At 35.6% G+C, this 14,490-nt stretch carries 10 protein-coding genes; 5 read left to right on the top strand and 5 right to left on the bottom strand.

From position 1 onward, the window contains the following. Positions 1 to 81: 81 nt before the first annotated feature. Positions 82 to 363 carry a FoF1 ATP synthase subunit delta/epsilon gene (locus ODR02_RS18940; RefSeq protein WP_103292663.1) on the top strand — a complete coding sequence of 94 codons (282 nt, stop codon included), beginning with the start codon at positions 82 to 84 and terminating at the stop codon, positions 361 to 363. Positions 364 to 442: 79 nt separating this feature from the next. Beyond that, the gene (locus tag ODR02_RS18935) at positions 443 to 1,261 is read left to right on the top strand and encodes a hypothetical protein (protein WP_209784317.1); all 819 of its coding nucleotides are present in this window, start codon (positions 443 to 445) and stop codon (positions 1,259 to 1,261) included. 358 nt (positions 1,262 to 1,619) lie between these two features. On the opposite strand, the gene ODR02_RS18930 is transcribed toward ODR02_RS18935, so the two are convergent. The 5 genes from ODR02_RS18930 to ODR02_RS18910 all read right to left on the bottom strand — a co-directional run bounded on the left by ODR02_RS18930 (position 1,620) and on the right by ODR02_RS18910 (position 8,280). Further along, entirely contained in the window at positions 1,620 to 3,809 is a 2,190-nt protein-coding gene (locus ODR02_RS18930) for a B12-binding domain-containing radical SAM protein (protein ID WP_209784318.1), read from the bottom strand. A 126-nt stretch (positions 3,810 to 3,935) separates the two neighbouring features. Continuing rightward, entirely contained in the window at positions 3,936 to 4,697 is a 762-nt protein-coding gene (locus ODR02_RS18925; RefSeq protein ID WP_209784319.1) for a polymer-forming cytoskeletal protein, read from the bottom strand. A 245-nt stretch (positions 4,698 to 4,942) separates the two neighbouring features. Then, a complete protein-coding gene (locus ODR02_RS18920) occupies positions 4,943 to 5,821 on the bottom strand; it encodes a DMT family transporter (RefSeq protein WP_209784320.1) in 879 nt (292 codons plus the stop codon). 65 nt (positions 5,822 to 5,886) lie between these two features. Then, positions 5,887 to 7,158: an aminotransferase class I/II-fold pyridoxal phosphate-dependent enzyme gene (locus tag ODR02_RS18915; protein ID WP_309513245.1), complete on the bottom strand. Its 1,272-nt coding sequence runs from the start codon at positions 7,156 to 7,158 to the stop codon at positions 5,887 to 5,889. Between the two features lie 84 nt (positions 7,159 to 7,242). Then, the gene (locus ODR02_RS18910; protein WP_209784321.1) at positions 7,243 to 8,280 is read right to left on the bottom strand and encodes a PLP-dependent cysteine synthase family protein; all 1,038 of its coding nucleotides are present in this window, start codon (positions 8,278 to 8,280) and stop codon (positions 7,243 to 7,245) included. 222 nt (positions 8,281 to 8,502) lie between these two features. Between ODR02_RS18910 and ODR02_RS18905 the strand changes: the two genes are divergently transcribed. From ODR02_RS18905 to ODR02_RS18895, 3 genes are all read left to right on the top strand, one after another. Then, entirely contained in the window at positions 8,503 to 11,988 is a 3,486-nt protein-coding gene (locus tag ODR02_RS18905; RefSeq protein ID WP_309513168.1) for a glycosyltransferase family 117 protein, read from the top strand. A gap of 88 nt (positions 11,989 to 12,076) precedes the next feature. Next, positions 12,077 to 13,570, top strand: a complete 1,494-nt coding sequence (locus tag ODR02_RS18900; protein ID WP_209784323.1) for a hypothetical protein — start codon at positions 12,077 to 12,079, stop codon at positions 13,568 to 13,570. 130 nt (positions 13,571 to 13,700) lie between these two features. Then, positions 13,701 to 14,228, top strand: coding sequence for a DUF1697 domain-containing protein (locus ODR02_RS18895; RefSeq protein WP_209784324.1), 528 nt, complete (start codon positions 13,701 to 13,703; stop codon positions 14,226 to 14,228). Positions 14,229 to 14,490: the final 262 nt, after the last annotated feature.

Here is a 14,490-nt window from a genome sequence, read left to right as displayed (position 1 = left end):
ACATAAAGATAAAAGATACCAGACATGAGACTTTAAGGTTGTCTGAAATCTGAAATCTGAAATCTTCAAATCTAAATTAAAATGAATATAAAAATTTTAACACCAGAATACGTAGTTTTTGAAGGAGAAGTAGACTCAGTATTATTGCCTGGAAAAAATGGTGAATTTCACATCATGAAAAACCACGCAGGAATTGTTTCTTCTTTAATCGGAGGTGATGTAAAGCTTTTTGCTAATTCTATTGATGAGGCTTTTGCTAAAAATTTCACTAAAGAAGCTGGAAAAGACTCTGTTTTTGCTTATGCTATCAAAAGCGGTGTTGTAGAATTTAATCATAATAAAGGCATTATCCTTTGTGAATAATTAAATGAAAAGCTAAATATATTTTCAAGAAAGTGTAACTTTGTGTTACACTTTTTTTTATTTGTAAAAGTCTGATTGTATGAAGAAAGGCATAATCATATTATTTACAGTTCTGGGTGTTTTCCTCCATGCCCAGAATATCAAAACCAAGAGAGGAATTATTAATCTTGACGGTATTCCGGTAGCTAAGCTTTCCAACAAATCCAGTGAATATACTTTTATGGATCTGAAGGAAACTCCGATGTATACTATAAAATTCATTGATAAAAGTATCGTTGATTCTGTTCGCGACAGCTATATCAGTGTCAACAGGGTATATAACAGGGACAAAACCATCGAAATTGATTATTCATCACCTTCTGCATTTTCCGGGGAAGAGAGATCTGCGGTATTTACGTCAGTGAAGGATCTTAAGATCATTGATAATAAAGGAATCAATGTCAAAAACCTTGATGAGCTTTTTTCGAATGTACCCAAGAGAAAGCTGGATTCTAAAACGAAAGATGCTTATACTATCCGAAAGAAGATCGATAAGATGAATATTGAGGTTAATAAAGTGGGAGAGATCCTTAGTAATGGTGTTCCGGTAGGATATTTTACCAATTTACCTGTAAGTTTCGGTTCAGAAGAGACGATCATGGATAAAACTCCAATAGATATTGAGATCTATGATGCCAAAAGCAAGCTTATCGGAAGATATATCACGACTACAAAACAGCTGAAAACAGCTGGAGGAAAATCTTTTACCCTCTACAAGGAAATGTCAGGAAGAGCTTCTATTCTAAAATTTCCAACCTATAAAGCATTGGCAGAACGTATGGCGATTATGGATCCAAACTTTATTAAGATACAGGAAAAAGTATCTGTAGGTATTGTAACAAAAGAAACGCCTAATTAGTTTATCTGATAAAAAGGAATAGCTTATTATCAATAGAAACGGGTTTTAGCCAAAACTTATAGATATCACTTTAGTCTTTACAAACCACCCCGTCAAAAATTCTTTGAATTTTCGCCACCCCTCCGGAGGAGGGGAATATTTTGTCGGTTTATATATAGTAGTTAGAAATATGGATTTGATTCTTTCAGTATGAAAAATAGAAGATTTTATTTTCTTAAATCAAAACAAAGATCTGTGTAATCCGTGAACTCTGTGAGAGATTATAGGGTAATCAAAACACGTCTTATTTATTCAGAAAAATAAGAATTCATGGAAAATTCACCAATTTTAAAAATCCCTGAGAAAAAAATGAAAATTTTTATAAACTTAAAATGACTCCATTTTCCTTCAATTGCTGCATCGGTTTTGAAAACCAGAATAACTCAAAATCTTCAAAACTTTCCTCAAATTGATTCTTAAGTTGTTGAATAGTAGGTTTTTTTGAATTTTCAATAGCGTTTTCTTCCAGCACATTCATGAGCCATTCTGCCTTTTCCTGTTCCAGTTCAACCTTCACAATATTGGTTTTTAAGTGGAATGTAAGTAACGTATATGTACCAGAGTATTTCTTTTTATTTTTTACGCGATTCTCAGCGATTACATTTTTGGTTAAAAAGACCACTTTTGAATTTCCTTTCAGACTAAACTGCCCATCTTCCAAAAGACAGTCATGAATGTAATCCGGATGGATAGATGTTCTTGGAATTTTAAAATCAAACCATTCCTGAAGAGGGAGTTCAAAATTTACTCCATGCATATAATTGAACAGAGATTTTTTTAATCCGAAACTAAATTTGTTATGATCAATTCCTGTTTTATCTTTAAAGTCGATGTCGTTATTGGCAAACAAAATTTCCTGCTTCACCGGAACCACTCCAAAATCTTCCGGGTTTATTCCAACAGGTGAATGGGCTGTCATGGCAAACTGATGCCAGAAACCACTTTGAAGAATTCCCATCTCAAACATCTGCCGAACCATTTCCAGAGAATCAATAGTTTCCTGAACCGTTTGGGTAGGGTAGCCATACATCAGATAAGCGTGAACCATAACACCGGCTTCTGTAAAATTTCTTGTTACGTTGGCAACCTGTTCCACAGAAACTCCTTTGTCAATTAATTTCAGCAATCGGTCACTGGCCACTTCAAGTCCTCCGGAAACAGCAACGCACCCCGAAAGCTTCAGAAGATAACATAAATCACGGGTGAAACTTTTTTCAAAACGAATATTAGTCCACCAGGTAACAACAAGATTTCTTCTGAGAATTTCCAGCGCTACTTCTCTCATTAAAGCTGGTGGTGCTGCTTCATCCACAAAATGGAATCCTGTTTCCCCTGTTGTACGGATCAATTCTTCAATTCTGTCTACCAGAATTTTAGCAGAAATAGGTTCGTAGATCTTGATATAGTCTAAAGAAATATCACAGAATGTACATTTTCCCCAATAGCATCCATGCGCCATTGTCAGTTTATTCCATCTGCCATCACTCCATAAACTATGCATGGGATTGGCGATTTCGATAACAGAAATATATTGATCCAGTTTTAAATTTGTATAATCAGGCGTTCCTATTTCAGATTGTTTGAAATCGTGCCTTTTGGAATTATTCTTATAAACAACTTCATTATTTTCGATAAGAAAAGTTCTTTTAAATTCTCCTTTCTCAGCGGAAATTTCTAAATTTTGATAAAGAAGTTCCAATGGAAGTTCACCATCGTCTAAGGTAATAAAGTCAAAAAACTCAAATACTCTCTGATCTTTAACTTCTCTTAATTCCGTATTGGGAAATCCGCCTCCCATAGCCGTTTTAATATGGGGATAATGTTTTTTGATCCATTGGGCACATTTGAAACCGGCATACAGATTACCAGGAAATGGTATTGAAAAACACACCAGCTTTGGCTGAACCGTTTCTATTTTTTCCTGAAGAATTTTTAAGGTAAATGCATCGATAAATGTAGGTTCACCAGATAATTTTGAATATAATTCATCAAAAGAATTGGCACTTTTTCCAAGGCGTTCTGCATATCTGCTGAAACCAAAATCAGCATCAATATTTTCTACAATATAATCGGAAATATCTTCTAAATACAAAGTCGCCAGATGTTTGGCTTTATCCTGAAGACCCATATTTCCAAAAGCAAACTCCATATCATCCAGTTGGTTGAAGCGGGAAGCTTCGGGAAGGAAGTTCATGCTGCAGATCTGCCTTGCCAGTGTAGGTGTTTTTCCTTGTAAAAAAGGGATGACCTGATCAATAGTCTTTAAATATTCTTCCCTTAGGGCATAGATTCTCTGAGAATTTTCAGAGGTGTTCTGAAGATCAATTTCTTTATTAAAAACCTTCTGAATTCCTTCTTTTGAAAATAAATCCAAAATAACATCGATCCCCAAATCTACCTGATAGCTGGAAATATTTTTGGTATTTAAAAATCCTTTAATATAAGCCGTTGCAGGATAAGGAGTATTAAGTTGGGTAAAAGGCGGAGTAATAAGAAGCAGGTCTTTCAACAGAAATTTTTTGCAAAGTTATTCTAAAGTTTTTTTAGAAAAAAATTTTTTCTCCTGATTATAAACAGTGAAGAAAAAGTCTTTAGGATTCTGCTTTATGACCCTCTCAATGACAAAGAGTTTCTGCTAAAACAAATGAGTCGGTTTATTAAACAAAGCATCCGGAGAATTTCCGTCAATAAAATTTAAAAAAGAATCTTCATCAAAATATCCGTCTTCATCAAGGATTTCGTCTTTTAATAATCCAATTTCGCTGGGTTTCTCAAGACTTATATTTTCGATAAATTTTCCGGTCTTTCCGATTATCTCATTATGAAAACTGATTAAGTATCTGGAATATATATTTCCTTCAGCCACTGTATAATGCCCGTTTTCAGCAATGAGTGAGGTCATAATACTTCCTCCAATATAGGTTTCATTATCATTGCCCGATGCTCCGAATACTACTTTGGAGGTAACATTTCCGGAACAGTACAGTGAACCGTTCACAATAATATTTTCTGCCTGTATATTCCCTGTAACAATAAGGACAATGTAATCTTCAACAAACAATTTTTTGGATAAGTGAAGGTTACCTTCTATAAGAATGATTTTATAACCTTCATCTTCACGGGTAACCAGTTCAAGAGATGGGTTGTTCTCATTCTCTATAAGAATAATTTCAGGAGCATCATCTTCATTATTGATGTGAAGGGAAGCGTCCTTTAACTTTTCAGCGGTTTCATCATCCAGCATTTCGAGAAATTCGGCAAGACTTTCTTCATCTAAAGCGCTTTCATTGAAAAAATTATTTTCCAGAGCTTCATGGGTGATGTTGTATAAGTTTTCTGATTTCTCTTTAATTCTATTATATAATTGATCTTTAGTAAGTTTCTGTAATTCTTTCATAGGCTTTTATAATAAATGTATATATCTGTTATAGAAGGGGAACACCTATCAATAGACAGCTACAATATAGTCAGATAAATTTTGTTATACCAGAGGCCGGAAGGGATTATTGAATATTTTTTTCAATCACACCAATAGATATGAATGGTTACTTTTTAATCAGATTGTATGATCTTATTTATATCATTTTTGAAATTTCCTGCCGAGTAAAAAAATGCTGGTACTAAAGAATTCCGGAGTATAATTTATGCGTGGTTCAGGTTTTTACGATCCGTAATTACATTTAAAGTCACTCCCAATAGGATTAGTGTTATCCCGATCAATAAGTTATTGGTGAATTTTTCATGAAATATCAAGACACTGATTAATACTGCTACTACCGGTTCCAAAGCACCCAGGATTGCAACAGGTGTAGAACCTATATATTTAATGGCATACACCAGACAAAGACTGGAGATAACTGTAGTGAGAAATGCAAAAATAAGGAAACTTAAAAAGACAGACATTGAAGGAATAGCAAATGATTCGTGTCCGATCATTGCTTTTGTCATGAAAAACATGGAAGTGAAAAACATGGAAAAAAAAGTAAGCTTAAATCCTGATACTTTCAGATTTGACTTATTCACGATAACCATATAAAGTGCATAAAAAAGAGAACTTAGCATTACAATTCCTAAACCTGCAAAATTAATTTCTAATCCGTTTCCTTTTAAGCATAAAACAATAACTCCTGCAAAGGCAAGAAGTAATGAAAATACTGAGAGCCGGGTAAGCCTTTCCTTATAAAAGAAAAACATAATCAGGGCTACAATGACTGGATATATAAACAGTACGGTAGATGCTATCCCTGGAGTCAGAAAATCATAACCCAGAAACAGAAATTCTGAAGAAAGCGCATAGCATATTCCCAGAATAGCCAATATAAGGGTTTCCTTTTTATTGAGCCTGAAATTTTGTCGGGAATAAATCAGATAACCACCCACCATTAAAGCTGAAAAGAAAAACCTGTAAAACAAGGTTATATCCATAGAAAAGTGCGCCTGTTTGACAGGCAGAATAAAAATCGGAATCAGACCATAAGAAACAGCCGACAGAATTCCCAACGTGTAACCTCTAAGTTTCATTTGCTTTATAGTTATTAAACAAAAAAGCCACTGAATCAATCAGTGGCTTTTTTTTATTTTTAAGATTAAATTGGTTTAAAACTTAATCCTTGTTCCTGCAGTAATTTTTGTTCCTGCTCTTTGTAGTAGCCACCTACTAATTTGTCATGAATTGCTTCAAACGCTGCCAGAGTTTCGTTGATCTCTGAATCCGTATGGGAAGCGGTAGGAATCAGTCTTAAAAGAATCATCCCCTTCGGAATGACCGGATATACCACTACAGAAGTGAAAATACCGTAATTCTCTCTTAAATCTTTTACCAATAGAGTAGCCTCTACCGGAGTTCCCTGCATCATTACCGGAGTTACACAAGTATTTGTATCTCCAATGTTGAATCCTCTTTCTTTAAGTCCGTTTTGAAGTTTGTAAACATTCTCCCAAAGTTTAGCTTTGATCTCAGGTCTTGTTCTCAATAGCTCCAGTCTTTTCAATCCTCCGATTACCATTGGCATTGTAAGAGATTTTGCGAAGATTTGTGATCTCAGGTTGAATTTCAGATATCTGATGATTTCTTTGTCACCCGCAAGGAATGCTCCGAAACCTGCCATTGATTTAGCAAAAGTAGAGAAATATACATCAATCTGATCGTTACAATCCTGCTCTTCACCTACACCGGCACCTGTTTTACCAAGTGTCCCGAAACCATGAGCATCATCTACCAATAATCTGAACTGGTATTTTGATTTAAGATCACAAATTTCTTTGATTTTTCCCTGCTGACCTCTCATTCCGAAAACTCCTTCCGTAATCACAAGAATACCTCCTCCGGTTTCTTCAGCTACCTTAGTTGCTCTCTGAAGGTTTTTCTCAAGACTTTCCATATCGTTATGCTTGTAGGTAAATCTTTTACCGGCATGAAGTCTTACCCCATCTACGATGCAGGCATGAGAATCCATATCATAAACAATAACATCATTTCTGCTTACCAACGCATCAATGGTAGAAACCATTCCCTGGTAACCGAAATTCAATAAGTATGCTGATTCTTTTTGTATGAAGTCTGCCAATTCTCTTTCCAGCTGAAGGTGCTGATCTGTTTCTCCAGACATTGCTCTTGCTCCCATTGGATAGAACATTCCGTATTCTGCAGCCGCTTTTGCATCTGCTTCAATAACTTCAGGATGATTACACAGCCCTAAATAGTCATTAGCACTCCAGAAAATTACTTCTCTACCCTGAAACTGCATTCTAGGGCCGATGGGTCCCTCTAATCTTGGGAAAATAAAATAGCCTTCACCATAATCTGCAAATTGTCCAAGTGGTCCTGGATTTTCTTTTATTCTTTCAAAAATATCCAACATTGTATCGTAATTTTTAAGTAAAAAAGCCTTTTTTGTCAGAATACGCAAAAGGCTTTATTTGTATCGTGATTTTATTCGTTCTTATTTGATAAACTCAGTTTTGAAAACTTCGTCATAGTTGTGAACACAGTTGTTGACAAATCCCTGTTCGGCCATCCATTTATCACTGTACACTTTAGTGATGTATCGGGAGCCATGGTCAGGATATATTAAAACAACCACGTCATTTTCTGTAAGCTCATGAGACTGGGCATACTGCATTAATCCCTGTGTTACAGCTCCGGTAGTATAACCACCCATAATAGCTTCTTTCAAAGCAATTTCGCGGGTTCTGTACGCGGACATTTCATCATTTACCCTTACAAACTCATCCACCTTGTCAAAAAGCAGGGCAGAAGGGATCAGGTTTTTACCCATTCCTTCAATCTGATAAGGATGTACATCTTCTTTGTGTATTTCTCCTGTTTCATGATAGCTTTTAAGGATAGAACCATCTGCATCTACACCGATGATTTTGATATCGGGGTTCTTTTCTTTTAAAAACTTGGCAGAACCAGACAGCGTACCCCCTGTTCCGGTGCAGGCAAAAAGGTGAGTGATCTTACCTTTCGTCTGTTCCCAGATCTCAGGACCTGTTGTCTGATAGTGTGCATCAATATTAAGCTCGTTAAAATATTGATTGATGTAAATAGAATTAGGAGTTTCCTGAGCGATTCTTTTAGCTACTTCATAGTATGATCTCGGATCATCAGCCGGTACATTGGCCGGGCATATATACACTACAGCACCCAACGCTTTCAGATAAGCAATTTTTTCCGGTTTTGTTTTATCACTTACTGCAAGAATACATTTATATCCCTTAATGATACATACCATCGCAATAGAAAACCCCGTATTACCGGAAGTAGTTTCTACAACTACAGAATCTTCTTTTAAAAGGCCTTTCTTTTCTGCGTTCTCTATAATATGAAGTGCAATTCGGTCTTTAGTGGAATGTCCAGGATTATATGATTCTAACTTGGCGTAAACGGTTGCTGGAATATCTTTTGTAACAGTATTTAGCTTCACCATCGGAGTGTGTCCTATCAGGCCAAGAATATTATCGTAAACATTACTCATTATTTGTTATTTTCAATAAAAATCTGACTGCAAAAATACAAAAAAATAAATAATTACTAAACTTTTGTTTGATTTCTAGGGCATAGTTTGTAAAAAAAAATTTTAGTATTTTCAGTTTTGACAGCAGTATAATCGCAAATACTACGCCAAAATTTTTAAATTTTGTTAAAACCCGCATAAAATAAGATAAAAGCCTTATTTTCGCATAATTGATTTAATACTATGAAAAATTGGACTTTTAGGCAATGGAACACCGTTTCAGGATGGGTGGTTTTCGTTATTGCTTTTTTCACGTACTTGTCCACCATAGAACCCAATTTCAGTTTTTGGGATTGTGGCGAGTACATTTCTTCTGCAGTAAAACTTGAAGTAACGCACGCTCCCGGAGCTGCTTTATTCCAGATAGTGGGTGCCGTGGCAGCCATTTTTGCATTAGGGAAAGGCGAAAACTATTCTATCGTGATCAATGCGATGTCTGCATTGTTCAGTGCGCTGACTATTTTATTTTTGTTCTGGACGATCACACACTTTGTGAGAAGACTTCTAAACAAAGATTTTGAAGAAATTACAAAACATCAGGAAATCTCTATTTTATTTGCCGGAGCAATAGGAGCACTTTGCTTTACGTTCTCAGATACATTCTGGTTTTCGGCAGTAGAAGGAGAGGTTTACTCTATGGCTTCAATGTTTATCGCGCTTTTGGTCTGGTTGATTACCAAATGGGAGAATGAGTATAAAGCGGGAGACAGTGAAAGATGGATTATTCTTATTTTCTTTGTTTTAGGACTTTCTGTGGGAGTGCATATGATGTGTATGCTGGCGATTCCTGCAGTGTGTTTGGTTTACTATGCAAGAAATTACAAATTTACCTGGAAAAACTTTATCTGGGCAAACCTTATTACACTGGGGATTTTGATTATTGTTTTCAAAATTATCTTCCCTTTAATTATGACCATGTTCGGAAGACTTGAAATTTTCTTCGTGAATGGTCTTGGACTTCCTTTCCACTCCGGAACGATTGTAGCTTTTGTGCTGATGGTAGCCATCTGCTATTTCTTAATTAAGTATGCAAGAAAAGCCAAAAGAAACATTTATCAGACCGCTGCATTATCTGTAGTTTTCATGATGATCGGATTCTCTTGCTGGATGGTTATTCCTATCAGAGCCAATGCAAATCCACCGATGAACCTTAATGATCCGGATACGGCTATTGGTATGCTGGATTATTATAACAGAGAGCAGTATGGTGACTGGCCTACAATCTACGGGCAAAACTATACGGCATTCCTTGATGCTAACGGAATTGAAAAGAATGAAGACGGAAGTTTTAGAACACAAAAAACCGGAGAGATCTACGAAAAAGATGAAAAAACCGGAACGTACAGAAAAACCGGAGACCGCTTCAATTACGTATTCAATAAGTCTCAGGTAAGCTTAATGCCAAGAATGTTTAATGAGGATAAGGATGTAATGGCGAACTATATTTCTATGTATGGGGCTCCTGATTTTACCTTCAATTATGCTAACGAAGATGTGGCAGACAATCCACAGGCTAAGCAGATCTTTGATGAGCTGAGAGCAAAATATGAAGACAAATCCATTACAGCTTCAGATTATCTGAAAGTAAAACCTTATAACTTAATCAATGTTCAGAAGCCTTCATTACTTCAGAATATGGATTACTTTATTACTTTCCAGAACGGATACTACTTTGTAAGATATCTGATGTGGAACTTCGTAGGAAGACAGAATGATCTTGAAGGAAATATGGAGAGCACAAAAGGAAACTGGATTTCCGGAATTCCTTTCATCGATAATGCTGTAGTTGGAAATCAGGATAAAATGCCTGCTAAATTCAAGAATGAAAGTACTGTAAAATTCTTCTTCCTTCCGTTAATCCTAGGTTTGATTGGATTCTTTTTCCAGTTAAACAGAGACTTCGGAAGATTCTATGCACTATTATCTTTATTTATTTTAACAAGTGTAGGAATTGTTTTCTATACAGGGGTAAAACCTTTTGAACCGAGAGAAAGAGATTATGCAATGGTAGGTTCATTCTATGCATTTGCCATCTGGATTGGTTTGGGAGCCGGAGCAATCTTGTGGTTCTTACAGTCTAAAATAAAATCAAACGGAGCGAACATCGCTTTAGGAGTGGTTTTATTAGGTGTTCCTTTCATGATGGGCTTCCAGAACTACAATGTTCATGACAGAAGCAATAGATATACAGCTTACGATTATGCATATTCCGTTTTAAAATCATTACCGAAAAACGATATCCTTTTCGTGTACGGAGATAATGATACTTATCCGGTTTGGGCTATTCAGGAAACAGAGCAGTTCAGAGATGATGTGAAAGTGGTAAACTTTACCCTTGCTTCAACACCATGGAATCTGGATCAGGTAAAAAGAAGAACTTACAACGCTATGGGTATACCTAGTCAGTTGACACACGATGATTACAGAGATGGAGTAAATGACCAGATCTATATGATGAAGAAGGAAGATTGGGAAGGTGTTTTCTCTATGTTGAAAGAACAGGGAGCTCCGGAAACAGAATTCCAGTCTTTCAGAAAATATCTTACTCAGGATTCTTTAACATTGAAACAAGCGATCGAATTCATTAAATTCAAATCTCCTGAAAAAGACGAATTATTAAAAATGTACTTCGGGGAAGAGAAATTTGAAAAATATAATATCCTTCCGGTAAACAAATTCATTCTTCCTGTCAATAAAGAAAATGCTCTAAAAGCAGGAATCATCAATAAAGAAGATCTTCCAAACGTAGCCAATCAGATTATGATTACTTACAAAGGAAACACACTTTATAAGAACAACCTTATCCTGATGGATCTTTTGGCGAACTTCGACTGGAAGCGTCCAATCAACTTCTCATCAGGAGGTATTTATGACAGCGAAAATATTTTCTATCTGAACGATTACCTTCAGTTTGACGGATTCAGTTACAGATTAATCCCTATCCAAACGCCTCCAACGGCAGATGGTGATATGGGAAGAGTAGATGCTAATTCTCTTTATAATGTAGTGAAAAGCTTCAGATGGGGGAACTTCAAAAACTTAAATGCCCATTTTGATGAAACGGCTACTTCCAATATCATCAGCTACAGAATGTCAGCAAGCAGAGCGGCTTCCGCACTTGCATTAAGCGGACAGAAAGCTAAAGCAATAGAAATTCTGGATCTTGCGGCAAAAGAAATTCCTGCAGAGAAATATAATGATCCTCGTTCGTTAAGTTCAATTGTATCGGGATACATTATTGCAGGCCAGGAGCAGAAAGGTCTTCAGATTGCTGAAGTACTTAAAAAAGGAATCTTTGAAGAGTATGATTATTATTTAAGCCTTTCCAAAGCAGACCAAAGCTACCTGAGAAGACAAATGAGAACAAAACCTATGGAATATTCTCTTGTTGTTTCAGCAGTAACAGATGCTTATACTAAGATCGGACAGAAAGAAAAAGCGTATGCTTATCTGGTAAAATCCATAGAGCCGATTGATAAGAAGTTCAATGTATTTATCAAAGATCTTCAGGAAATGGGCAGAGATAAGGCGATGAAAGAGTCTGAAAATGTTCAGCAGATCACGCCATTCTACCAGTACTTATTTGATGTCATGGAGCCTTATGATTCCACTTATTCAAAAGAAAAGGAAAATCAAATTACCACTGCGATTATCAAAGCAACAAAATAAAATACTTTAAAACGGAACTTCGGTTCCGTTTTTTTATTATTGGGAATCCTGAATTTTAAGGTTATATTTGTGAAAGTAAAAATACATAATGTCCGAAACACAAAATAGCAAATTCCCAATCTATGCCGTAATAGCTACGGTTCTTTTTAAACTTCTTTTTTTATTAACGCACTATATTCAGGAAGATGCATTTATTACCTGGAGGGTTGCCCAGAACCTGTTGGACTATGGAGTAATCGGCTTCAACGGAGATACTAAGATTTCTGCTTCTACAACCCATCTGTATGTCTTTGTATCTTATATTTTCAACCTTGTTTTTGGAAAAGAAAACTTTATTGAACCTCTTTTGATTTTCAATTCCATCCTGTTTACGATAGGAACTTTATTGCTTTCTCATCTGGTTCTTAAAAATCCCTGGCATAAAGCTATCTTTATATTTCTGATCGGTATTTTGCCGCCATCTATTAAGATTTCAATTCTCGGAATGGAGTACGGAATTCTGTTTTTCCTCGAGATGGCATTGTTGTATTATGGTTTCCATAAAGGAAAAAAATGGGTACTGACACTTCTTCCCGTTTTAATCATGTTTACAAGAATTGATACGGTAATATTCCTGGGAATTGTCTTTCTTGTAGATCTGTTCTGGAATAAAAAGATCAGTTGGAATTATATTTTTGGGGGAGCTCTTGGAGTCTTAGCTACGGTTGCTTTCAACTGGTTTTACTTTGGCGAACTGGTTAATAATACCATTACAGCAAAAAAACTTCTTTATAGCGAGAACTTTACGATCCAGCAGCATATCGGATATTTTTTCAAAAGCTTCGGAAACTTCTGGGGAATGCTGAAAGTTCCGGGAGATTTTAATCCTCTCACCATTGTAGTCTTGATTTTTGAACTGCTTTGCTTTATTTATCTCATCAGACAACGAGAGAAGCGAAACTACTTTTTGTGGATTATTTTTCTTTTCGGATGGGCAAAACAAATGATCTTTATTTCTCAGAAAAGCTTGTTCGACTGGTATTACTGGGTGCCGCAGCTTTTGCTTTTTGTTCCTATTCTTATTTTTGTATTGGAACAGAAAGAAAAGAGAAATCTATGGCTGTCATTACTGATTATATTTTATATTTTCCCAATGCTTGTTTTCCAGACTGTTCACTGTATTGCAACAGGAAACGGGGAATGGAACTACCGCAGAACAATTGGTACATTTTTACATCAATATGAAAAAGATAAAAATCAATGGATCTTGCTTGAACCAGCTGGTTATGTTCCTTATTTTTCAGGATTAAAAACGATTGATGAGGTTGGATTGGTAGATAAGCAAATTCAGGAAGAGATTAAAAAGGACAAAGTAAATTACTGGATCAATACCGTAAAGACAAGAAAGCCTAAATATCTTCTTTCTTACCAGAATCTGTACGAAGGAAATACGGCAAATTCAGAATATTATAAAACCCATTATAGGCTTTTGAAAGAATTCAGAGTGAAAGATCATCTGAAAAGTGACAATAAGATTTTAGAAAAAATTTACCACCTGAAACCTTCAGGAACAGACTATAATTTGTACATTAGAATTGATTAAAAGATTGAAAAATTTAAGCATTTAAAGATAAAAAAATAAGAAGTTCTTATAACTTTTTCACTCTCAAACTCTCAAACTCTCAAACTCTCAAACTGACAACCTATTACCTAAAACCTAATCCCTGAAAAAAATGAAATACTGTGCTTTTCTCCGCGGCGTCAACGTAAAAGGAACCAATATGAAAATGGCTGATGTCTGCCAGGTTTTTAAAGATGCCGGAATGAAAGACGTGAGTTCAATACTGGCTTCCGGAAATATTGTATTTTCTTCCGATAAAAAGACTCAGGATTTAAAAGTGATTCTGGAAAAGGCAATGTCAGAACATTTTTCTTATGAAGCCTTTTTGTTTGTAAAATCTCAGGAAGAAACTGAGGTGTTCTGGAACAGTATTCCTTTTGAAAAGAATGATGAACTTCATATTTATGGTTTTGTAGGAATTCCAGGGGTGGAAAAAGTTCTGATGGAGGAGTTTCAGAAAGCTGCACAGGCAGAAAATGAAAAGGCAGAGATTATCAATGATATATTTTACTGGCAGGTGCCGAAGGGCAATACCTTAGATTCTACCTTTGGAAAAGTACTGGGTAAAAAAAGTCTTAAAGATCAGTTTACCAGCAGGAATGTGAATACGTTTGAGAAGGTTTTGAAAAAGATGAATTAAAATATTTTCTGCTTATTTTAGGTTTTGGCTAAAGCCAATTGAGTATTTTATTTTTATTAAACGGGCTAAAGCCCGTTCCTATTGAATTCTTATGGATTAAATGTAATAGGTTAGCCCACAGATTGCACAGATTTGCACAGACTTTTTTATAAGGAATGAATAAAATGCATGGTTGTGATTCCGTAGGAATCTATTCTATAGTAAAAATTTAATGAACAATTCATTAAAGAAAACATTGTATTCAAGTTTTCCATCTTAACTT

It is taken from the genome of Chryseobacterium sp. CFS2 (assembly GCF_036543225.1).
GTDB lineage: Bacteria > Bacteroidota > Bacteroidia > Flavobacteriales > Weeksellaceae > Chryseobacterium > Chryseobacterium culicis_A.
The sequence above is the reverse complement of the archived record's forward strand: the minus strand, read 5'-3'. Positions and strand labels throughout refer to the sequence as shown.

What these genes read in the sequence shown, in the direction of transcription:
- ODR02_RS18900 (WP_209784323.1), top strand. Translation starts at nt 12,077, where the DNA reads ATGTCCGAAACACAAAATAGCAAATTCCCAATCTATGCCGTAATAGCT.
- ODR02_RS18910 (WP_209784321.1), bottom strand. Translation starts at nt 8,280, where the DNA reads ATGAGTAATGTTTACGATAATATTCTTGGCCTGATAGGACACACTCCG.
- ODR02_RS18935 (WP_209784317.1), top strand. Translation starts at nt 443, where the DNA reads ATGAAGAAAGGCATAATCATATTATTTACAGTTCTGGGTGTTTTCCTC.
- ODR02_RS18925 (WP_209784319.1), bottom strand. Translation starts at nt 4,697, where the DNA reads ATGAAAGAATTACAGAAACTTACTAAAGATCAATTATATAATAGAATT.
- ODR02_RS18920 (WP_209784320.1), bottom strand. Translation starts at nt 5,821, where the DNA reads ATGAAACTTAGAGGTTACACGTTGGGAATTCTGTCGGCTGTTTCTTAT.
- ODR02_RS18940 (WP_103292663.1), top strand. Translation starts at nt 82, where the DNA reads ATGAATATAAAAATTTTAACACCAGAATACGTAGTTTTTGAAGGAGAA.
- ODR02_RS18895 (WP_209784324.1), top strand. Translation starts at nt 13,701, where the DNA reads ATGAAATACTGTGCTTTTCTCCGCGGCGTCAACGTAAAAGGAACCAAT.
- ODR02_RS18905 (WP_309513168.1), top strand. Translation starts at nt 8,503, where the DNA reads ATGAAAAATTGGACTTTTAGGCAATGGAACACCGTTTCAGGATGGGTG.